The sequence below is a fragment of the Paenibacillus hamazuiensis genome (assembly GCF_023276405.1).
Classification (GTDB): domain Bacteria; phylum Bacillota; class Bacilli; order Paenibacillales; family NBRC-103111; genus Paenibacillus_AF; species Paenibacillus_AF hamazuiensis.
The window spans coordinates 8660699-8683310 of record NZ_JALRMO010000001.1 but is presented as its reverse complement, the minus strand read 5'-3'; the positions used below and the strand labels follow the sequence as shown (position 1 = coordinate 8683310).

Below are 22612 nucleotides of genomic sequence, written 5' to 3'. Positions count from 1 at the left end.
ATTTCGGCTGCTCAAGATCTTATCCGTTCAGCAGATGGGCCGGATCTTTTCCGTCGAATACATCCAAAATCGCCTGGGCCGTCGCGAGCCCCACCTTGTGGTAAGTCTCGTACGTCTCTGCCGCCGTATGCGGAGTGGTCACGATGTTGCTCAGCCCAAACAGCGGATTGTCCTTGGACACCGGTTCCTGTTCATACACATCGACGGCCGCTCCGGCAATGCTTCCGCTGCTGAGCGCGCGGGAAAGCGCCTGCTCGTCCACCAAAGCCCCTCGGGCCGTATTGATAAAATACGCCGTTTTTTTCATCATGCCGAATTCGCGGTCGCTCATCATATGGTAAGTTTCCTTCATGCTCGGCAGGTGCATGCTGACAATGTCGCTGCCCTGCAGAACTTCCTCGCAGGAAACCAGGTGGACGCCGAGCTGCTTGGCTTTATCGGGATTGGGATATTTATCGTAAGCGATCATTTCCATATCGAATCCGCTTAATTTTTTGGCAACCATTTGCGCAATATTGCCGAATCCGAGAAAGCCGACGGTTTTTCCGGACAGCTCCATGCCTACGAACCGATCCCAGTACCCGCGTCTTGCGGACTCGTGAAGGGAAGGAATGTTTCTCACCGCGCACAAGATGAGTCCGACTGCCAGTTCGGCAACGGCATTGGCGTTTCCGCCCGGCACATTGGACACTTTAATGCCGTAGGCTTTGGCTTGCTCCAGGTCGATATTGTCGACCCCGACGCCGAATCGGGCAATCGCCTTCAGCTTCGGTGCGAGCTTGAATACTTCCTCGTTCCACGTGTCCACTCCGGCGACCACCGCGTCGATATCGGTGACCAGCTCTTTCAGCTCCTCGAAGGTATGGGGTCTGCCCACCCGGTTTTCAATCACTTCGCAGCCGCTTGATTCCAGCAGCGCCTTGGCCTCCGCACAGAGGCGGGAATAATTCGTAGCCGTCACAAGCACCTTTTTGTTCATGGGACATGCTCCTTCGCTTTAGTTGCCCTCCATATGTTTGAGCCGAAATTCCTGGGGCGTGAGGGCATAATATTTTTTGAACACTTTATTAAAATAATTCGGATTCTGGTATCCGAGCTGGAGCGCAATTTCATAATTTTTGAGCGAGCCGGATTTGAGGAGCGCGGCAGCTTTATCCATCTTCAGCCTCAGGACGTAATCGCTTAAATTCTCCCCGGTTTCCAGCTTATACACTCTGGATACGTGCACGGGATGCATGTACATCGAATCCGCGATCGCCTGCAGGGAAACGTCTTCCATTAAATGCTTTTGCACGTATGTCTGGATTCGGTTGATCATGGTTTCCCGGTTGCTTTTCATCTCGTTGTCCAGAAATGTCCGCAGCATCTCGAACGATTGAAACGCCCATTTCTTCAGCTCATGGCTGGAGCGCGCCGGCATGAAACCGCCGGCATCCGCCAGCTTGGCCCCGACCGCTTCCTCCAGGCGGAGGCCGTTTTTGTGCGCAAACGAGCTGATCGCCGAATACATCCCGAAGTACATCTCGGTCAAATATTCGGGGGAATCCGCCTTTTTACCGATGAGCTCTTCAAAAAGCGTCTCCAGCTTCTCGCGGATAGCCTCCCAATCTCCGGCTTCCAGCAAATGAATGAACGTAGGCGGCTCATAAAGAGTTTGCAGCGAAGGGACGCTTGCCGCCTCCTTATCTCCGGATACGGCAATGAACAGTTCGCTGCTGGTGCCGATCTGCTTCCGCAGCGAAGACAACATCCCTTGGTAAAGTTCATGAACGTCTTCGGGAAACTTCCCCCACGGGCTGACCAGAACGGAAGCCGTACCTTTCAAATAATGCTTGATGCTGTTTTGCAGCCGGGAAGCCGCCAAATGAAACTGATCCGGCAGGTTGCCTTCGCCTGAATCCGCCGGGTCCCCGTCCCGCTCGGACGCAGTCACGAGAAACACCAGATAATCGTGGACATCCTTGCATTTCCAGAGGCGGAATTTCCCCGCAAACAGCTCTTCCGCCATGTTGCCGACCGCATATTCCATCAGGGACAAGCTGGAGGTGTCCATTTCGGTAAAAGCCCCCTCCAGGCGGACCAGCATGCACGCAAAAGGCTCGGACAAAGCGGCGGGAATGCTCAGCAGATCGAGCTTCTCCTGCAGCCGGGAAGCGGAGTACCTTCGGCCCTGAAGCAGTTCGTTCAGCAAATCCCCCTGAATGCCGGGCAAATGCTCCCGAAACGCCTTCATCGCATTCCGGTATGTCTTGTCCTGCTCATGCTCCGTTTGCAGCTGCTCGACGACGCCCCGGACCTTGCTCATGATCTCGTTATCGCCGATCGGCTTCAGCAAATAATCCGCCGTATTCAGATGAATCGCTTCCCGGGCGTAAGAAAATTCCGCATACCCCGAAAGCAGGATGCATTTGATATGCCGCCAATTTTTCCGGACCTTCTCCAGCAGCTGCAAGCCGCTGATGCCCGGCATCCGGATGTCCGTGATCATAATATCGATGGAATTCGTCTTCAATATATCCAGTGCTTCGTAACCGGAATAAGCTTTGAACACTTGCGCGATGCCGATCTCCTGCCAAGGGAGCGTATCCCCCAAACTATCGACCACGCTCGCCTCATCGTCAACCAAGAGCAAATGGAACATGTCTTTCTCCTCCTGCTGTTTGTCTTGCTCCCGCGTCCCATCTCAGCTCAACGCGCAGTCCTCCCAGCGGGGACCGGGACAAATACACCCCCGAGCCGCCTTGGTACAAATGAGCAAGCCGCTGGTGAACATTCCATACGCCGCATCCCGTCTCGTCGTCCATGGGCAATGACAGCTTCTTTTGCAAAGCGGCCATCGCTTCGGTGGACATCCCGCCGCCGTTGTCGTCGATGACGATCCGGTACTGCTCGTCTCCCGTCCGGCTTCCGCCGATTTCGATCACACCGTAATCCGGATTGGCTTCGATGCCGTGGATCACCGCATTTTCCACAATCGGCTGGATCAGCAGCCTGGGGATTTCCAGCTCCATCATCGCTTCCGGTATGGCGATCTCGTAATCAAAGCGCTGAATCCGCAAGTTTTGAATCGTCAAATAGTTGGTAACCAGCTTCAGCTCGTCGCGAATCGTCGTCATGCCGCTTTCAATGCGAATGGTCGAGCGGTAATATTCGCCCAAATTCAGAGCCATCGCCACGACGGCGTCCTTTTGGCCCAAATTCGCCATGTTTTTAATATAAAACAAACAGTTGTACAAAAAATGAGGGTTGATCTGCGACTGCAGCTGCTTCAAAATCGCTTCGCTGGAACGAAGCTTTTCCGCGTACACATTTTCGATGAGCTCCTGAATCCGCTCCGCCATTTCGTTAAAGCTGGCGAACAAATAATCGAACTCGTTGTTCGGCTGCTTTTCCAAACGGACGGAATATTGGCCGCCCTTCAGGCGCCGCACGCCGCGCACCAGCATCTGGATCGGCCGCTGAACGTTGCGGTAAAGCAGCAGCGTCGCCAAAATGCTGAGTCCGAGCAGCAGCGCCAGCGAAGAATAAAATAAATTTCGGCTCATCGTAATCGGAAAAAGCACGCTTTCCAGCGGAACGTAATCGACTAAATACCACTGCAGGCTCTCGGATCGGATAAAATTGACCATATACTTCTTCTTGTCCATCGTAACGATTTCGGACCCCGACTTGGACAGTTCCCTGCCGTTCAGGTAAGCGGCGAGTTCCTTCACAACCTGGTGCTCCGGACTGATATTCATCACCGGCTCCTGGCCGGGGAAATACAGAAACGGTTCTCCGGAACCCCCCTGCTTGAGCTGCTTCAGCATATTTTTGATGTTATCGTCCGTAAACCGGACTTCGATCAGCAGCCCCGGCACATCCGACTGTCGGATCAGCGAGAAATAGGATTGGTCGGAGCCGTAAACGACGTTGACCTTATGCGACCATTCGCCGGGCTTCGCCGTTTGCAAATACGTTTTATCGTAGAGCACGGAGTAATCCGTAGAGATCGCTTCTTTCGTATCCTGCAAATACAAGGCGATCTGATTGTTCCAGCCGCTTGTTAAAATTTGCAGGTTCAGCAGCTCGAGAATCCGCGTCTGCTTCTGCAGCTGTTCGACCGGCGACATGAGGTTTCGTTCGGCCAGAAACTCCTTGATCCCCGAATACCGTGTACCGATGACGGAAAATTTGCCGAGCCGCTCCACCTCGGATTCCATTTGACTCATGAAAAAGGTCAAATGGTTGCGGTTCTCCGCTTCGATATTGCTGCGAACGACATTGACGCTGACCTGATGGGAATAAGCGTACAACGCAATGATGGGAATGAGCAGCAAGCACAGCAGCGTTACGACTTTGCCGAATGTATTGATTTTGCGAAAAACGGTCATGATGTCCAAGCTCCTTCGCCGTTAAATGATAGGCTATTCCATCATAACACCGCGGGCAGCTACGGGAACAGACCGTCTGCGCATAAAACCTTATCCTTTGACCGCGCCCGCAGCCAGACCGCTGACGATGTAGCGCTGCGCCACCAGGGAGATGACGAGAACCGGCAGGGTGATGATACAAGCCGCCGCCATCAAGCCGCCCCAGTTCACATCGGAATAAGAGATGAAGTTGAATACCGCTACGGGCAGCGTCTTCGTTTTCTCGCCGGCCAATATAAGCGAGAACATGAAATTGTTCCATGAGAAGATGACGGACAAGAGCGAGGCGGTAATGATCCCCGGCCCCGAAACCGGAAGCACGATATTCAGAAACACTTTCAGCTTGCTGCAGCCGTCGATCAAAGCCGCTTCTTCAATTTCCAGCGGCAATGCATCAAAGAACGAAATCATGATCCATGCGATAAACGGCATTCCGACCAGCATATGACTTAGGATCAGTGCGATGTAAGTGTCGATCAGCTTCATTTGGCTGAACAAAATAAACCATGGAATCAGGAACGTAATAGCCGGTATAATTCTTGCCACGAGCAGCAGCAGACCGAGCCCCTGCAAACGGTAACGGGCAATCGCATAGGCGGCCGGCAGACCGAGCAGCAAAGAGCCCAAGGTCGATCCGATGGCCACGATCAAGCTGTTCGTAATATATTTGATAAAGTTGTATTGCTCGAATACAGCCGAATAATTTTTGAGCGTCGGTTTAAAAATAAAGGTTTGGGCCGGCGACATGATCTGAGCCTGTGTTTTGAAGGAGGCAAGAATCATCCAGATGAACGGCATGGAGAACGCCAGCACAATCAACCAGGCCAGAACCGTAATCGTCTTCGAGGACTTGGCTTGTTGCTCCATTTTTTATTGTACCCCCAATCGCTTACGCATCCAGATAAAGATCAGGGTAAGCCCCATAACAAGCATAAAAAACATCACGAGCAGCGAGGAAGCCATTCCCAGCTTGAAATATTGGAAGCCCTGCACGTACGAATAGATGTTCAACGTTTCCGAGGCGTTCCCAGGCCCGCCCTGGGTGGTGGAATATATAATGTCAAAGGTTTTCAAAACATCGATGAGCCGAAGCATGACGGCAACCATAATCGTCGGCCGAACGAGCGGCAGCGTAATTTGCGTCAGCTTCTGCCATCCGGTGGCTCCATCGACGTCCGCAGCTTCATAAGGTTCATGAGGCAGCGTCGATAATCCGGCCATGACGATCAAGCTGATCATTGGCGTCCATTGCCAAATGTCGACAATAGCTAACGAAGGTATTACGTTTTTGGGGTTTCCGAGCCAATCGACCGGTTTGAGGCCCAACAGCTGGAGGAAGGCGTTCGCACCGCCGATGGACGGCTCGTAAATGAGCAGCCATACGAGCCCCATCGCCACCGGTGTAGCCACCATCGGCAGAAGGAACAGCGTTTTGGCCACATTTTTGCCTGCGAAATTTCTGTACAGCACCAAAGCGATGGCCGTACCCAATACGGTTTCCAAAGCCAAAGCCAGTCCCGTAAAGTAGAAGGTGGAGCCGACCGCATTCCAAAATCTTTGCTCCGACAGCAGGATCCTGTAGTTGTCCAGACCAACCCATGTCGATGGGTTGGCCGCAGACATACTCCAATTGTAGAAGCTGGTCCGGAACGTATATGCGATCGGAAAGGCCATCATGATCAAGACGAATAAAACTGCCGGCAAGGTGAAGGCCCACTTGATATTTCTATCCAACCAGCCTGTACGCATGTTCTCCACTCTCTCCCGTTTCGATTATTTGCTGCTTTTCTCTTTATCGATCAGCGCCTGAAAATCCTTATTCGCCTTGTCGGCCGCCGTCTTCACGTCTTCGTTCAAAATCCCTTTCACAACGACATCTCCGATCATGTCGCGCGCTTCGCCGACATTGATCACCATCGGCCGGTCGTGGCCTACGGCAGCTTTAATGGATTCCTGGATAATCGGAATGAACTCTTTAGGGAATTTCGCGTTCGCGCCCGGATCGTTCCAGATCGAGTTGCGCGCCCCCGGAACGCCCATAGCCTGCGCCTTGGTCATGATCTCCTTGCCCGTCGCCCATTCGATAAATGCCCATGCCGCGTCTTTGTTTGCCGTCCTCGCATTCATCATCATGCCCCAAGCCGTATTGTTGTACGGTTTCGATCCCGCCGAACCGGCCGGGAACATGGCATAGCCGATTTTATCGACAACGGTCGATTTATCTTTGTCGATGACGCTTGGAAGAATCGAGCTCGTGTCGGTGAAGAACGCCGCCTTGCCTTGCGAGAAAACACCCAGCGCTTGCGGCCAGTCCATGTTCAGCACCCCGGGAGGGCCGTAATTTTTCAGCAGATTGACGTACCGGTTGATTCCCTTCAGCGCCTCGGGCGTATTGACCGCTGCCGTATCGCCTTTCTGGAAGTCTCCCCCCTCCGAGTAGATGAAGGAGGACAGCTGCGTAACCAGTGCGGCTTTCTGCCCTCTCGCGACAAAACCGTAAATGCCGTTCGCCGGATCATGCAGCTTCTTCACGGCCGCTTCAAGCTCGTCCAATGTTTTCGGTACGGATAATCCGGCTTTCTCCAGCAAATCCTTGCGGTAGTAGAACATCGCCTGCTCCGTCACCATCGGGATGGCGACGACTTTGCCGTTGTCGGTTGTCGAGTCCAGAGCCGCTTTGGTCAAATCTTCAAACTCGAAGCCCGGGTTTTTCTTGACGTATTCGTCCAGCGGCTGCATCCAGCCGTTCTTGTTAAACAGCTTCACTTCCTGCGCCGGACGGATCATGGCGACATCCGGTTCGGCGCTTCCCGAAGTCATTTGAACCGTGATCTTCTGGCTGAGCTGGTCGTTGGCGAAGTTTTGAATTTCCACCTTCATGCCCGTTTTTGCTTCAAATTCGGGCAACTGGGCTTTGATGATGTCCGTCGTTCCGGTATTGCCCAAATAAGCGGTAATTCTTTTACCGGCAAACGGTTTCGCGCCGGCTTCGCCCGATGCGGCGTCTTTGCCTTTGTCGCCTGCTCCGGCGTCTCCGCAGGCTGCAAGCATAGAGCCCAAGACGGATACTCCGGCCGTTACGGCAATGATTTTCTTTAATCTGTTTGGATACATCTCTTTCAACCTCCCTGTAATGGCTGTCTACGATTAGATTGTAATACGGCATTCCAGAAGGAAGATATGATAACAATTTAACTTTCCCTACAGAAATTTAACACGATTCTTTTTTCCGGGCTCAACAACAGGAAAAGTCCCGAAGGAAACGTTCCTCGGGACTTTGGATCCGCCGGCGCCGCTATCGGAGATTAGCGGGCTTTCGCAACGGCCTGCAGAAATTCCTTTGCCGCAGCGGTCACTTTGCGGTAATCCGCTTCTTTTCCGGCCGCTTTGGAAATATAGCTGCCTACGCCAACCGCTACGCAGCCGGCGTTCAGCCACTCATGAACGTTGTCCGGCGTAACGCCGCCCGTCGGCGCAATCGGCGCCTGCGACAACGGAGCTTTGATCGCTTTCACGTAGGCAGGTCCTCCCACCTCCGCCGGAAACAGCTTCACAATATCCGCGCCGGCTTCCAACGTTTCGTACACCTCTTTAGGAGTATAAGCCCCGCTCATCGTAACCGCCTGATACCGGTTGGCCACTTTGATCATATCCGGATTCAGCTGCGGGCTTACGAGCAGTTCGGCCCCGGCAAGGATGGCCGCCCGGGCTGTCTCACCGTCCAAAATCGTGCCGGCTCCGATCAAGACATCCTTATATTTTGCAGACAAAGCGCCTATGACTTGCAGCGCATTCGGCACGCTCATCGTAATTTCCAGCACGGCAATCCCGCCTTCGATGGCGGCCTCGGCAACAGCCAATGCCTCCTTGTCGCTATCGGAACGAATGATGAGCACAACGCCCGTTTCGGATATTTTATTCAAATTGTCCAGTTTTCTCCACATCTATGATATTCTCCTCACTATTCAAGATTGATGTACAACCGTTCTCCGACATAACCGAGCTGCCTGGAAATCTTCAAGGCCGCTTCGGTAACCAGCCTCGCAATCGCCTGCTCGCGCTCGGGCGTCATGGCGGAGGAAACGCTTGCCACGCTGACGGCCGCTGCCGCCTGGTTCGATTGATCGAATATGGCTGAGCCGATACAATACATTTCGAGATTGTCCTCACGGTCGTCGATCGAGTACCCGCGCAAACGGGTTTGCCGAATATCCTCCAGGATGTCCGGCAACGTGACCTTGGAATAAGGGGTTTTCCCTGCGATTTCCCCGTCGCTGAACATATATCGCACCTTCTCGAGAGGCATGGCGGCGAGCAGCGCTTTGCCCAAACCGGTAGTATGCAGATTCCGTCTGGAACCGAGCTTCGCGGTCGGTCTCATCACGGAATGATTTTCGGCTTTATCCAGGTAGACGACATTCCCCTTGTCCTCCATACCGAGAAAAGCGGTGCTTCCGGTTTGTCTGTTCAGCTCCTGCAGGACAGGCCTTGCCAGATGGGTGATCTCCAGGTTGGATAAATAAGCCATGCCGGTTTCGAATGCCGCAAGTCCTAAACGGTACGTCTTCACCCTCGGGTCGTCGAGTTCGATGAACCGTTTGGCCAGCATCGTCTGGATCAGCTCGAACCCGCTGCTCTTGGGCATATTCAGGCTCATGCATATTTCGTTTAAAGTGAGCGGGACATTGCTTTGAGCAAACAAAACCAGAACATCCAACGCCCGGTCGGCCGATTTGTTCACGCGAAATTTTTCCATGGTACCTCCGTTTCTAATAAGTGATTATTCCAAAGTTCACATATGCGAACTTAATTCGATATGACGAACAGTATTTAGTATAAAATAACATGGGCATTATTTCAATTATTGAAAATGCAAAATAAAACAAGTATATTCAATACACATCGTTCAATTAGCCGAAATAAGTTCGTATATGCGAACCACCTTAAATCGTTCGATTGGAGGAACTCGCTTGAAGCCTGCTGTCATTTTTTTAATCGGGTCCGCCGGATCCGGCAAATCCACGGCCGGTAAGCTGCTTGCGGCCAAATACAATCTGGTTTATCTGGATAAAGATACGGTGTGCAATCACTTTACCGGCATGCTGCTGCAATCCAACGGATATTCCCCTTTTGACCGGGACGGCTGTGATTTTTATCAGGATACGGTCATGGAACTTGAATACCGAACCTTGCTTGATGTCGCAAATTCCAATCTGGAGCTCGGATTATCCGTCATACTCGATGCCCCTTTTATTAAGTATTTTTCGAATAAAGACTACATTGTGGAGTTGAAAAGCCGCTACGGCTGGGAGCATGTACATCCGCTGGTGCTCCAGGTTACCGTCGACTTCCCCGTGCTGAAGGAGAGATTGCGCTTGCGCGGCTTGGAAAGAGACGCGTGGAAGCTTGCTCACTGGGACGAATATGTGCAAAGCGTTCAAGAGAAACAATGCTTGTGGGATGGGATTGAGATATTTCGGTTCGATAACTCCGCCGCCGCCCCGGACGAGGTAAACCTTCATAACTGGTTTGAGAAAATCAGGGAACAGCGGCACCGTAAAGACGAGTAATTACACGGCTTACCCTACAAGGTTGGACGAAGCGTTGAACGAAACTTGCCAATCGGCTCTTCTCCCCAGAACAGTTCAAATAAATCGCCATCGGCTATCGCCGCTGCTCCGGAAGGGGTACCGGTAAAGATGATATCACCTTCGCCCAAACCAAAACGGGTTCCGATAAAATCGATCAGTTTCTGCAGCTCGAAAATCATATCGGACGGGCGTCCGAGTTGAGCGATTTCGCCGTTTCGGTACAGAATGAATTCTCCGGTTGCGACGGCCTCAGCCCCGGGAAACGGCCGCCATTTGCCGATCGGCGCTGAATTCAAGAACCCTTTGGCGGGCAGCCAGGGGTAGCCTTTTAATTTCATTTTGGTCTGGACTTCCCGCAGCGTAAAGTCGATTCCTAATGTCATCGCATCCACCAGCTCATCTACCGGCAAGCCCGGCCTATACGTCCGGCTGATTCGCAGCACCAGCTCGGCTTCGTAATGCACTTCTCCCTGATCACCCGGAAGCCCGATCTCGCCTTCGCCCATATCCACCACAGAGTATGTCGGCTTTAAAAAAACCATTGGACTTTCCGGGACTGCGTTACCCGACTCCGCAGTATGCAAACTGTAGTTGCGAACCACACAATATACGTTTCCGATCGATTTGAGTGTCATTGTATCACAGCCTCATTTCGCTTATTGTTTAAAAAAAGACCCGCGGAAGGGTCTTTTAGAATATCTTAAGTACCGGCTGGATCTTCTACCTATGGGGCAATGTCCTCCAGCATTTTTTCACGCGTTTCAATCATTCGTAAAGCAAGTAATGCACCAATAACGCCAACAGCCGCAAAAAGCAGAAAAACCGATGCAATTCCTTTAGCACCCAGCACAAACCCTACAATAGTTGGCGCAATCGCGGAAGCGAGACGCAACCAGGCTGTTGCGAACGCTGTGCCAATAGCCCTTATCCGGGTTGGATATATTTCGGGAGTATACAAGTAAAGCAGTACCGTAATCGTCCCTATTACGCCATAAGCGGATGATCCAAGGTACATTACGCTTTCAGCGGTCTCGGCACCGTTCACCCAAAGCATACTGAGCAAAATGCATGCAACGATAAATGCAGTAATTGCCCAATTTCTACGGCCAACCCTGTCAATCAGAAATGCGCAAGCAACAACGGCAGCGGTTTGTATCATATTTGAGATCGAAGCCGCGCGCAAAGATTCCTCCAAGGGAAGATGGTATACTGTTTTGTACAAGCTCGGGAGCCAATTATTTAATCCGTTAGAGACAAAATATGCGGAAAACCACAATGTCCATACGACCAATGTTCTGGTTCGATAAAAGGAAGAAAATAATTCTTTCCAATTGCCTTTGGCGACCGATTGCGGTGCGGTAATCGTCACGGGAATGCGTTTATCAGTGCTCGCTTCGATCTCTTTAATAACGCGATCGGCTTCTTCAAATCTGCCTTTTGAAATCAACCAGCGGGGAGACTCGCGTAAAGTAAACAACAGCAAGAAAACGACCAACCCGCCGGCTCCTCCGATCAAGAACATCCACTTCCAGCCCAAGCTGGGAACCACCAAGGTTCCGACTTGCGCGCTAATCATGAGTCCAAGCGGGAAAATGAGCTCATACAGCATGAAGAAGCGCCCTCGCCCATGAGCCCGCGAAAGCTCGTTGATATAGGCCGCAGCAACCGGAACTTCACCGCCAATTCCGATCCCTTGCACAAATCGAAACAGAAGCAGAGTGTTAAAATTGCCCGCAAACATACATGTAATGCACATCACAGACATTAAAAAGACGGTATATTTTGCACTATATAATCGTCCAAACCGCTCCGCCAGCCATCCGAAAAATATTGCGCCAATGGCTTGCCCAAGGTACCCGGCACCAATGATAATTCCGATTTGCCCCGGCGTGAGCTTCCACAGTCCAATCAATACCGGTAAAACAAAGGCAAGAGATAATGCGTCGAAAGCATCGAAAAACGTGGCGCTGCCCATAACCACCCTTGGCTTAATGTGCCAGCGGGAAAACGGAATACTTTCCATGCGAGCAATCAGATCTGAAGCAACATTCGATAGATGGGAATCTTCTTTTTTATGGTTGACTTCCTCAGAAACTCCCACGACATTTTTGTTCAATTCTACATTCATTTTAACCCTCCTTAAACAGGGGATATTTAAAGAATTGAAACCATTGAATGTAAGCGTTTTCATTAGCCGCAAAAAAGACATTTGCTCTATAAGAGCTTAATCTTTTTTTGCAGCTGTTGTTTCTCTATTTATGTATTCCATTTTGAACACCACGTCTTTTTTTCTAATTTGCTTCCCTTGAATCATATCGAGCAGTATTGAAGTTGCTCTTCTGCCAATACCAACCAAATCCACATGAACGGACGATAAAGAAGGTGTTATAAATTCAGAAATTGGAACATCATCAGCACCTATAACCGATAAATCTTCCGGTACCCTTAACCCTATCGTCTTGGCGGCTTTTATCACGCCTATTGCCAAGTAGTCCGAAGCGCATACAACTCCGGTGATATCTCTGCGCTCATTTAAAAATGCGGACACCCCTTTAGTTGCTTTAAACACATCAAATTCATCGATCTCAAACATATTTTTAGATGAATAGTCCAATCCGAGTTCCTGCATCATACTTTGGTATCCTTTCAAACACCTTACACTATGCATGGAGCTCATCGGACCATTGATGATCCCGATGTTTCGATGTCCCAATTGATAAAGAGCGGCCACCGCTTGTCTTATCCCATCCTCGTCGTCCGGACGTACACAAGGGAATGGCGATTCTTCCAAATAACTTCCCACTACAACAATAGGCAGACCGATGCTGATCAGCCATTCCAAACTTAGTTCCTCGTTACGAGGAGAAAAAAGAATAACACCGTCCACAGATTGGGTTTCCAGCAATCGTTTTTGTTGTGCTGAAGTAAACGACATGAGCAAATTATAGTCTGTTTGATCGATACCTTTGGCTATACCTTCTATAGTAGTTGAAAAAAACGGGTTATTTAGAATGAACGAGCCCCTCGGAACCACAACGGCAATATTTCCTGTAGTTCGCTTCGCCAATCCTCTGGCTCCCAGATTGGGGCGATAGTCCATTTCTTCAATTACTTTACGAATCCGGTCCGCCGTATCCGCACCGACACCGGGTTTACCGCTTAATACGCGTGATACGGAAGCAATGGAAACCCCTGCTGCACGCGCCACATCTTTTATGCTGACAGTCAAGTTGCATACCTCCGCGGGTCCAGTATAGATTTTATAATTGTAATTATACACCAGACCCGCCTAAATGCTATAGATTGGTAGCGGCAGAAGAATTCCTCAGGCCACTACCATTTTCCATGCGTTTTAGTTAACCGTTAATTAACCCGACTTTTAGTAACCCTTGACGAATTTCCTCTTTCTCTTGCTGCGTCAAAGGCAAAACCGGACGCCTGGCCAGGGAGCTGCTGATTAATCCGCGTTGATACATGGCTTCTTTCATACGCAAGTGGGAAGTGGAAGATGGCTCATCCATTTTGTATACGGCATGTTTCAATTCAAAGATGCGGTCGTACACTTCGTTGGCTGCGACGAGATCTTTATGTTTAACCGCTTCCACTAATTGTGCAATCAAATCCGGTACGAAACATCCAAAACCGACAAGCGCACCGTCAATACCTTGAATTAAGGTTGGGAGCAAATATTCATCATGGCAAGTTAAAATCGAAACTTCCGGGGCATGTTTTTTCAAAGCTCTGACATCCACTTCATACTGGGCCATGTCCCTTTGACCAACTTTAAATGAAACTACATTCGGTATTTCAGCCATTTGCAGTAATTGATTTGTTTTATAGGATGTTTTTGTCCATGTTGGATATTGGTGAACTACAATAGCGATATTAATCGCAGCGGCTACATCTTTAAAAAATTGAACGGGCGATTCCGGCTGCATGCCAAATCTCAACCATGAATGCGGAGGCATTAGAAGAATTCCTTCCCCTCCCGCCTTTTCAACCGCTTGTGCATGTTGGATAGCCTCGATCGTTCCCTCGGCGGATACTCCGGAAATGACAGGAATACGACCTTTTAATTCATCGGCGGCAATGCGGACAGCCTCCGCACGTTCTTCGGGAAGCAAGGTCATTATTTCTCCCGTATGTCCGTTTACGACAATCCCATTGATTCCTTTATGACTTGCTACCCAGCTTACCAATTTACGAAATGCCGCTTCATCGATGGTGTAATCATCCGTAAAAGGAATAAGAACTGCCGGAAATACTCCACTCCACTTTGCTTTGTTTTTCATTTGAAGATCCTCCTCAACACAATTTAAAATATAGTAAACGTTTACGTTTATGATAATACAATGTAAGCGCATTATGTGTCAATTATTTTTTAAAATTCACAAAATAAGTTGCATTTTATGAATAAATACGTTGTAAATAATGGGATTTAAAGTGAATGTTTGATCTTCTATAAAGTAAACGTTTAAGTTTATCGTAACAATTTCCATCCACACGAGTCTCCCAAAACAAATAGAGCATAATCGTTCAAAAGACAACGATTATGCTTCCAAAACGTCAAAAAAGCCCTTGAATTCAAGGGCTCCTTTAAATTAAAGCGTCCAATCACCGTTTCACTTCAACCTTGGCCAGCTTTTCATAAAATTGAATTAAACTTCCATGATCGCAATCTCCCAAACCATCCGCTTTTAATGCCTGCATCATTTCCATTACGCTGGCCGTTAAGGGCAGCGGAACTCCTACCTCGTGCGAGGTTTCCAGAACATTATTCAAGTCTTTGATATGCAGGTTGATGCGGAAGCCCGGGTCAAACTTGCGGTCCATCACGAGCGGCGCCTTGGCATCCAGTACGGTGCTGCCGGCGAGCCCTCCCCGAATCGCCTGATATACCGCTTCCGGCTGCACCCCTGCTTTGCTTGCCAAAACAAAAGCCTCCGACATCGCTGCAATGTTGAGCGCTACAACGATCTGGTTGGCCAGCTTCGTTACGTTGCCCGATCCGATGTCGCCGGTACGAACGACAGAGGCCGCCATCGCCTTCATGACGTCATAGCATTGGTCGAACACGTGCTGTTTGCCTCCCGCCATGACCGAGAGCGTGCCTTCAATGGCTTTCGGCTCCCCGCCGCTAACCGGAGCATCCAGCATCTCGATGCCCTTCTCGGCCAGCTTCAAAGCGATCTCCCGGCTGACGAGCGGTGCGATGGAACTCATATCGATAACAACCGTTCCCGGCTTGGCACCCTCGATAATACCGTCCGCTCCCAAGACGACTTCTTGTACTTGAGGCGAATTCGGAAGCATGGTTATGACGATGTCCGCCAGCTCCGCGACCGCTCTGGGCGTCGCGGCGGCCGCCGCTCCCGCTGCAATCAAATCGGCAGCGGCTTTATTTTTCTCAAGAACCACCAGTTCATAACCGGCTTTGATCAAATTCATGCTCATCGGTTTGCCCATAATACCAAGACCAATAAAACCTACTTTCATACTTATGCTCCCTCCAAATTTTTCATATTATACATCATTGCAATGCGCCCATTTCCTTCAAAATCGCTTTCAATTTATTGCGATTCGTCTCGGACGCCTCCGTGTTGGGAAGAATCGAAGCGCCTACCGGTACCCCGATCAAATTCATCGCCTCTTTGGTAACGACAGGGAAGCTCGCCAGATTGAAGGCCATACGCAGCGGGGCCAGCTTGAATTGAGCCTCTAGCGCTCCCTGCAGATCGCCCTTCATGTATTTATCATAAATTTCCACAACAAGAGCCGGCACAATATTGGCTGTGGAAGCGACACAACCGACAGCTCCGTAGACCAACGAACCCAATATCATCACGTCCCGGCCCGCCATGACTTTAAATCCTTTATTTCTGGTTCTGCGAATGTATTCTGCGGTTAACGTCATATCTCCGCTGCTGTCTTTGATCCCGACCAAATTCGGAATATCGGCCAGTCTTTCCAGCAAATTGGCGGAAATATTGTTTCCCACCCGGTCGGGATTATTATAGAGCAGCACGGGAAGCGCCGTGGCTTCCGCTATTTGGCGGAAATGCCGGTACAGCTCCTCCTCGTTCGGAGTAAGAAACATCGGGGGCAGGACCGTTAACGCCTGAACTCGATGAGCCTCTCCCATTTGGGCGAGCCGCACGCATTCTTTGGTGGTGATTGCGCCTATGCCCATATATACCGGAACTCGTCCGTTAACCTGTTCGACCGTCGTGCGAACGGCCCTTTCCTGCTGCTCGCGGTCAAGCCCGTAAAACTCGCCGTTGCTGCCAAGCGATAAAATCCCATGCACTCCGCCGGCCAGCACGTGCTCGACGACGCCTCTAAGCTTATCTTCGTCCACGCATTCCGCTTCATCCACCGGGGTCACGATAGGCGGAATGACCCCGCGAATCCATGTCGTATCCATTCGCTCCACATCCTTTTTTGTTTTTCAATCAGGTTACCGGTGCAGGGTTAAACAACGCCAAATCGTTGTGGATTCCCCAATGGTCCGCCCACGTTTGTTTTCTTCCGCTGGCGACATCCAGGATGAGACGGAACAGCTCCCAGCCGACTTCTTCAATGGTGGACTCTCCCGTTGCAATGGTGCCGGCATTCAGGTCGATCAGATCGTGCCATTGCTCCGCCAACGAATTTCTTGTCGACACCTTAATGACAGGGGCAATGGACAAACCGTACGGCGTGCCTCTTCCTGTTGTAAATACTTGCAAGTTGATGCCGGATGCCAGCTGCAAAGTCCCGCAAACAAAATCGCTGGCAGGTGTTGCCGCGAAAATAAGCCCCTTCTCCGCAGCCTTCTCGCCCGGACCCAGCACGCCGGCAATCGGACTTGTGCCCGACTTCACGATGGATCCAAGCGCCTTTTCGACAATATTGGCCAAGCCGCCTTTCTTATTCCCGGGCGTAGGATTCGCGCTTCGGTCCGCCGAACCTCTCTGTAAATAATCGTCATACCACTGCATCTCGCGAATCAAAGCCTGCCCGACTTCCTTGTTAACCGCCCGCGGCGTCAACAAATGAATGGCATCCCTTACCTCCGTGACTTCGGAGAACAGCACGGTTGCGCCGGCCCGTACAAGCAAATCCGCGGCGTACCCGACTGCCGGATTCGCCGTCACCCCCGAGAATGCGTCGCTTCCGCCGCATTGCAGGCCGACGACCAAGCCGGATGCAGGGCAGGTGACGCGCTTTCGGCGATTCAATTTCTCAAGCCGGGCTTCCGCCATCTCCATGATGGCCTCCACCATCGGTATAAACCCGTGACTGTCCTGCAAGGAAACGATACTGCCCGCGTCCCCGTCCGGCACCAATCGCTGAGGAAGCAGCTTCTCGCAGCCGAGTCCGACGACCATAAGCTCTCCTCCAAAATTCGGGTTTTGGGCGAGATTTTGAATGGTTCGTACCGGAATGACCGCGTCGGGTGCGTTGATCGCAACTCCGCAGCCATAAGTATGGGTTAATGCTACAACATCCTCGACGTTCGGAAAGCGGGGAAGCAGTTCGTTTTTAATTCGTTTTACCGCATACTGCAGCACACCGGCAACGCATTGCACGCTGGTCGTTATGCCCAAAATATTTTTCGTTCCGACGCTGCCGTCTTCATTCAGATAGCCTTCAAATGTATACCCTTCCAAAGGAGGAAGCGTTTGCGGCACATTGCTTGCGATCGATAATTCCTCCAGCTGTGGCGGGTCGGGCAGTTGAACAAGCGACTCGTCGATCCAACCGCCTTTCGGAATCAATTGAGACGCATGTCCGATCACTTCGCCGTAACGAATAATGGCTGCGCCTTGAGGAATATCCGTCAAGGCCACCTTATGCCCTTGCGGAACATGTCCGATTAACTCAAGCCCGCAAGGAAACACCGTACCTTTCGGCAGCCCTCCCGCATTCACTATGATCGCAATATTGTCCTTGGGGTTGACCTTAATATAAACCGGATTTTCCGATGGTTGTTTCGACATGGCAATTTACCTCCCGGCTCTCCTCATGACTTGATCTCTTCACATAAATATCGTAATCTGAAAACATCATAAAGTAAAAGTGATAATAATTATACTTCTCTTAATTAAATTAAGAGTAACGAAAGGGGAGGGCGGCGTGGATTTAAAGCAACTCGAATATATCGTTAAAATATCGGAAGAAAACAATATCACGAAGGCGGCGGAAAAACTGTTCATTACCCAGTCTGCCCTAAACCAGCAGCTGCTGAAGCTGGAGAAAGAGATCGGAACGCCCCTTTTCGTCCGCTCCAGAAACAATTGGCATTTGACGCAGGCCGGCAAAATTTATATTGAAAACGCCAAGCAAATGCTGCTCATCAAAAAGGACACCTACAACCGGATCAAAGATCTGATTCAAATCAAAGAAGGCACCTTGAGCGTCGGCCTGACCCCCGAGCGCGGTACGGAAATGTTTTCGGCGATATATCCTCTCTTTTATAAAAAGTATCCCGACATAAAAATAGAGCCGGTTGAGGTGCCGGTAAAAAGACAGCAGCACGAAATCGCCCAGGGCAAGCTTGACATCGGCTTTCTAACTCTTCAGGATTGGCAGAAAACAAGCGATCATTATGTTCATGTCGGCTCGGAGCCGATTATTTTGGGAGTCCCTAAAGCTCATCCTCTGGCCCATGCAGGCGGAACGCTCGGTGGAACGCTCCCCCAAACCAGGTTAAAGCTTTTCGAAAACGATACTTTCGCCATCATGAGAAAAGGCTCCACGCTTCGCGAAATCTATGATCGGCTGATCGCCGAAGAAGGGATCGCCCCCCACATTTTATTGGAAACCAGAAGCTGTCAAACGTTGTACGAAATGGTCGCCGAAGGCATCTGCTGCTCCGTTTTTCCCATCTCTTATGCCAAGCCGAGTCCCCATGTATCGTATTTCTCGCTTCCACAAAATCCGGTATGGGAAATAGCCGCCAGCTATAAAAAGGATAGCTACCTGAGCAAGCCGGCTCAAGATCTGATCGCCTTTTCAATCGACTATTGGTCCAAGAGATTGAAAGGCATTTATGGATAATGCAGAGAAAATCCCCCAAAAGTGAAGTGAACCTTTGCAGCCTATTCCTGGTACTTTTGGGGGAGCCCCCGGTTATCCACAAAAATCAGCCGGCTGTCGATTTATTGCCGGCCCTCTTCCGTCATCTTGACTTCATTGTAAGCCATCAGCAGCGGAGCGACGCCGTGACCGTTATTATCTACGATTTGCTCGGCGAAGACGTAATACTCCAGGCTGCCGTCGCGCATTTGTCCCGTTTCCGGCTTCTTTCCAAGCCCGGCGCTGCGGCATATGCCTCCCAAGAGCACTTCGCCGGCTTCTTCTCTCAGATAACGGTCTATTGTCCCTTGGAACGACTGGATTCCGTATGGTTCATACTCCTTCGGCAAATAACCGAGCCGCGTGCTCTTCAGTATGGAATAAGCGAGCATCAACGTTCCGCTGGTTTCCAAATAATTTCCTGCGAAATCTCCCCGGTCCACGACCTGATACCACATGCCGTCGCTATGTCTGTACGGCAGCATGCCGTCAACCAGCTCTTTGAGATAAGAGACAAGGAACGCGTTATCCGCAGTCTCACCCTCCAGAAGCTCCAGCACATCAACCAGCGCCATCGCGTACCAACCGATAGCGCGCAGCCATACATTCGGCGATTGTCCTGTCGTTTTATCGCACCAGAACATATTTCGGCTCTCGTCATAAGCATGGCGGTATAACCGTTTGGCGCCGTCGTAGATGTAACGGCGTACATTTTGGAACTGCTGCAAGGGGTCCGTGAAATCCCCCGTCTTGGCGAACTGCTTGATATAGCGCACATAGAACGGCTGCCCCATGTACAGACCGTCCAGCCATACCTGAAAAGGATAGTTTTCTTTATGCCAGAACGATCCCGATTCCGTTCTCGGGTACGAGGCCAGCTGTTGGTACAGCAAATCGATCATCTTTTTATACTTGGGCTCTTGCTCCTTCTCGTAGAGAGTAAACAAGATGTCGGCCATGCGGATTTGATCGATATTATAGCTTTCCGTCCGAATTTCCGGAATTGTCCCCCGCTCATCGAACAACTGGTCTATAAAGCCTTTTACAAAGAGATACTCCTGTTCGCGGCCGGATTGCCTATAGCTGTCCAAATACGCTTTTAAAATGCATCCTTCGATATAATGCCATCTTATCGAGTACCATTTGGTACTATACATGTATTGTTCCTTCAGTTTATCTACCAATGCATAGTTCAACCGATGCGCCTCCCTGCCGGCAATTATTGCGTTCGCGTATGGTTCTCGCGATATTGGCCCGGAGTCATGCCCGCGGCTTTCCGAAAGGTACGGATAAATCCCGTGGAATTGCTGTAACTCAGCCGCTCGGCAATTTCCGAAATCTTCATATTGCTATCCCTGAGCCACATCTTGGCCATATCCATTCGATAATTCGTCAAATAATCGATAAACGTCATTCCGATCTCTTTTTTGAACACTCGGCTTAAATAAACCGGATGGTAACGGAATTGCTCGCTGCACGACTCGAGCGTAATATCCTGATCGTACTTCTTGTGAATAAGCTCCACCATTTGATGGGCGATGTTAATGTACTGGGAATCGATGCGCCCTTGCAGAAAGGATACTGAAGACGGAATCAGCTCCGTCTTGAACCACGTGATGATTTCCTCCGCCGTATTCAATTTCATAAACCGGCTCATGACCGATTTGGTCCCCATCAGCCCGTCCAAAGTACCTCCCTGCTGCTGAATGAGCTGATAAACCTTGGAGATGAGCTGCAGCATCAGGTTTTGAAAATCGTTAAACGTTACGCCATTGTCCAATATGGAAGCCGTATACTGATTAAAAAATTCGAAAGCCCCTGCCGAATCGCCTGTTTTCATGCATTGCAGCAGGCTTTCTTCGAAATGGTTCCAGGATGCGGCGGGCTGGCCGCCCCCCCTCGGAACCGTGTCGATATCTTCATAACTTAAAATTAACTCATTTCCCAGACTGATTCTCCGTTTGAGGGCCTCCAGCGCTTCGGAGTAGGCGTCCATAGCATGGGTGTACCTGTGAAACGGGCGGCTTATGCCGATGCTGATCTTGAGCTGAAGCAGCTCATGCACTTTCGATCGGATCAGCTCAGCCGTTCGGTAGAAATCGTTTTTCAGCTTTTCCGGATGCTCCGAATCCCCCAAAAGCAAAGTAACCTGGGACTGATCCAGGAGCAGCGTGCCCAAAATCCGGCCGCTTGGGATCAATTCGCCGACTATATTATTTATCGCAAACAGCAGCAGCTCTTTATCGCTTTCCAAGTAACGGGTGTCCGTTAACGAATCGATTTGCAGGGCGAGCACTCCGAGCGCCTTTCCCTTCTCTCCAAAGCCATAAGTTTCATACTTGTACGTAAATTCGCTTTCCGACACTTGGCCCATGAGCAGCTTCAGCAAGAAAAACTCCTTTACTTGTCTGTGTTGAACTTGAAGCTGCTGCTGGAGCTGGTTTCTGGTGCTGAACAGAGAGGAAAACCGCTCCTCGATCAACTTGAATTCGTCCTGCCTTTTGTTCTGCAGCTCCCCTTCGCCGAATTGCTCAAGCATCATAAACAGCCGGCGGAACGGTCTGTACATACGGCTGCTGCCGTAGAAAGCGGCGAGAGCGACGATAACGCAAATAATCAAACAAACAGACAACGTCAGAAGAGCGATTTTTTTCGTTGCCTTCGTGATCTCTTTGATCGATACTACAGAGACATACGACCAGCCGTTATACGACGAAACTTTGTAATTGACCTCCATACCGCCGGTTGCAAAAGCTCCTTCCGGGTCCGTCGCGGCATGCATCCGCTGCAGTATGGAGGATTGGAGCTCATCTGCGCTGCCGAAGCTCGTCAGGAACGGTTCCCGTTCCCGATTTAACACATAAATGGTTCCGAATTGACTGTTTTTTGTCAAATTGCTCAGTAAAGATTCTTCGGACAAATCGATAATCAGCAGTGCTTTGGGCGCGCCTGCGGCAGCGATCATCGGCAGTTTGACGACAAGCCGGATCGCATCGTCGCCGGACAAGCCGCCCTCCATATCCGATGAGACCGGTTTGGCAACGGAGGCCAGCCAAAACAAGTTCTGCGGACGCTTGGCATACTCGCTCAGCAGCCGCGGGTCCCCCAGCTCATCGGAGGAGGTAAAGCCAAGCTTGCTGATCATCCAGCCATGCTCCAAATTAATCAACCGCGTGTCCGTCACGCCCGCAAGGGAATGCAAATTGTACAGCCCCTTGGACAAATTGTTGATCTTTTCAAAGTCGTCGCTGCGCAAGCCGGCGAATAAATAATCCCTTGCCACCGACGAGTTGATATATTGTACTGCCCCCATCTCCACATTTTTCAGAATCTGCTCAATTCGCATCTGGTTTTGCAGCAAAATTTGCTCATTCCCCTCGCTTACCTTTTCTCCGACATCCCTGGAAGCCATGTAGTAGGAGAAAAATCCTATGCAACCGACGGGAATGGCGCTGAGCAAAAGAGAAAAGACGAGCAGCCGATATAAAAATTTAGGCATGGAAACCGCTCCTTTTTTCGCATGAAGGCTTCGCCATCACCTTATTATAT

The 22612-nt window shown here is 50.5% G+C and carries 19 protein-coding genes; 2 read left to right on the top strand and 17 right to left on the bottom strand.

Annotation, left to right across the window (positions count from 1 at the left end):
• Positions 1-19: 19 nt before the first annotated feature.
• The 8 genes from MYS68_RS37935 to MYS68_RS37900 form a co-directional block, all read right to left on the bottom strand.
• Complete coding sequence (locus MYS68_RS37935; RefSeq protein WP_248930695.1) at positions 20-979, bottom strand: phosphoglycerate dehydrogenase; 960 nt, start codon at positions 977-979, stop codon at positions 20-22.
• A gap of 18 nt (positions 980-997) precedes the next feature.
• Positions 998-2641 (bottom strand): response regulator transcription factor, encoded by a 1644-nt coding sequence (locus MYS68_RS37930; RefSeq protein WP_248930694.1) that lies wholly within the window; start codon positions 2639-2641, stop codon positions 998-1000.
• A complete protein-coding gene (locus tag MYS68_RS37925; RefSeq protein WP_248930693.1) occupies positions 2619-4373 on the bottom strand; it encodes a histidine kinase in 1755 nt (584 codons plus the stop codon). Before MYS68_RS37925 ends, MYS68_RS37930 begins: the two co-directional genes overlap by 23 nt.
• 90 nt (positions 4374-4463) lie before the next feature.
• Positions 4464-5279, bottom strand: coding sequence for a carbohydrate ABC transporter permease (locus tag MYS68_RS37920; RefSeq protein ID WP_248930692.1), 816 nt, complete (start codon positions 5277-5279; stop codon positions 4464-4466).
• 3 nt (positions 5280-5282) lie between these two features.
• A complete protein-coding gene (locus MYS68_RS37915) occupies positions 5283-6161 on the bottom strand; it encodes a carbohydrate ABC transporter permease (protein ID WP_248930691.1) in 879 nt (292 codons plus the stop codon).
• A gap of 24 nt (positions 6162-6185) precedes the next feature.
• Entirely contained in the window at positions 6186-7526 is a 1341-nt protein-coding gene (locus MYS68_RS37910) for an ABC transporter substrate-binding protein (protein WP_248930690.1), read from the bottom strand.
• 191 nt (positions 7527-7717) lie between these two features.
• A complete protein-coding gene (locus tag MYS68_RS37905; protein ID WP_248930689.1) occupies positions 7718-8356 on the bottom strand; it encodes a bifunctional 2-keto-4-hydroxyglutarate aldolase/2-keto-3-deoxy-6-phosphogluconate aldolase in 639 nt (212 codons plus the stop codon).
• A 17-nt stretch (positions 8357-8373) separates the two neighbouring features.
• Positions 8374-9168, bottom strand: a complete 795-nt coding sequence (locus MYS68_RS37900; RefSeq protein ID WP_248930688.1) for an IclR family transcriptional regulator — start codon at positions 9166-9168, stop codon at positions 8374-8376.
• Between the two features lie 214 nt (positions 9169-9382).
• Here MYS68_RS37900 and MYS68_RS37895 point away from each other — a divergent pair, with 214 nt between their 5' ends.
• Positions 9383-9982 carry a P-loop nucleotide/nucleoside kinase family protein gene (locus MYS68_RS37895; protein ID WP_248930687.1) on the top strand — a complete coding sequence of 200 codons (600 nt, stop codon included), beginning with the start codon at positions 9383-9385 and terminating at the stop codon, positions 9980-9982.
• A gap of 14 nt (positions 9983-9996) precedes the next feature.
• Here the strand turns inward: MYS68_RS37895 and MYS68_RS37890 are convergent, their stop codons facing one another.
• The 7 genes from MYS68_RS37890 to garD all read right to left on the bottom strand — a co-directional run bounded on the left by MYS68_RS37890 (position 9997) and on the right by garD (position 17985).
• On the bottom strand, positions 9997-10638 hold the full coding sequence (locus MYS68_RS37890; protein ID WP_248930686.1) for a fumarylacetoacetate hydrolase family protein: 642 nt from the start codon (positions 10636-10638) through the stop codon (positions 9997-9999).
• A gap of 89 nt (positions 10639-10727) precedes the next feature.
• Positions 10728-12131, bottom strand: a complete 1404-nt coding sequence (locus MYS68_RS37885) for an MFS transporter (protein ID WP_248930685.1) — start codon at positions 12129-12131, stop codon at positions 10728-10730.
• 96 nt (positions 12132-12227) lie between these two features.
• Positions 12228-13232: a LacI family DNA-binding transcriptional regulator gene (locus MYS68_RS37880; protein ID WP_248930684.1), complete on the bottom strand. Its 1005-nt coding sequence runs from the start codon at positions 13230-13232 to the stop codon at positions 12228-12230.
• A gap of 127 nt (positions 13233-13359) precedes the next feature.
• Complete coding sequence (locus MYS68_RS37875; RefSeq protein ID WP_248930683.1) at positions 13360-14295, bottom strand: dihydrodipicolinate synthase family protein; 936 nt, start codon at positions 14293-14295, stop codon at positions 13360-13362.
• Positions 14296-14617: 322 nt separating this feature from the next.
• The gene (garR, locus tag MYS68_RS37870) at positions 14618-15499 is read right to left on the bottom strand and encodes a 2-hydroxy-3-oxopropionate reductase (protein ID WP_275983657.1); all 882 of its coding nucleotides are present in this window, start codon (positions 15497-15499) and stop codon (positions 14618-14620) included.
• A 34-nt stretch (positions 15500-15533) separates the two neighbouring features.
• Entirely contained in the window at positions 15534-16427 is an 894-nt protein-coding gene (gene dapA, locus MYS68_RS37865; protein WP_248930682.1) for a 4-hydroxy-tetrahydrodipicolinate synthase, read from the bottom strand.
• 28 nt (positions 16428-16455) lie between these two features.
• A complete protein-coding gene (gene garD, locus MYS68_RS37860; RefSeq protein ID WP_275983656.1) occupies positions 16456-17985 on the bottom strand; it encodes a galactarate dehydratase in 1530 nt (509 codons plus the stop codon).
• A gap of 136 nt (positions 17986-18121) precedes the next feature.
• On the opposite strand from garD, the gene MYS68_RS37855 reads away from it, so the two are divergent.
• The gene (locus MYS68_RS37855) at positions 18122-19045 is read left to right on the top strand and encodes a LysR family transcriptional regulator (RefSeq protein WP_248930681.1); all 924 of its coding nucleotides are present in this window, start codon (positions 18122-18124) and stop codon (positions 19043-19045) included.
• A gap of 101 nt (positions 19046-19146) precedes the next feature.
• Here MYS68_RS37855 and MYS68_RS37850 read toward each other — a convergent pair whose 3' ends face one another.
• Positions 19147-20259, bottom strand: a complete 1113-nt coding sequence (locus MYS68_RS37850) for a glycoside hydrolase family 88/105 protein (RefSeq protein WP_248930680.1) — start codon at positions 20257-20259, stop codon at positions 19147-19149.
• 23 nt (positions 20260-20282) lie between these two features.
• A complete protein-coding gene (locus MYS68_RS37845) occupies positions 20283-22562 on the bottom strand; it encodes an AraC family transcriptional regulator (RefSeq protein WP_248930679.1) in 2280 nt (759 codons plus the stop codon).
• Positions 22563-22612: the final 50 nt, after the last annotated feature.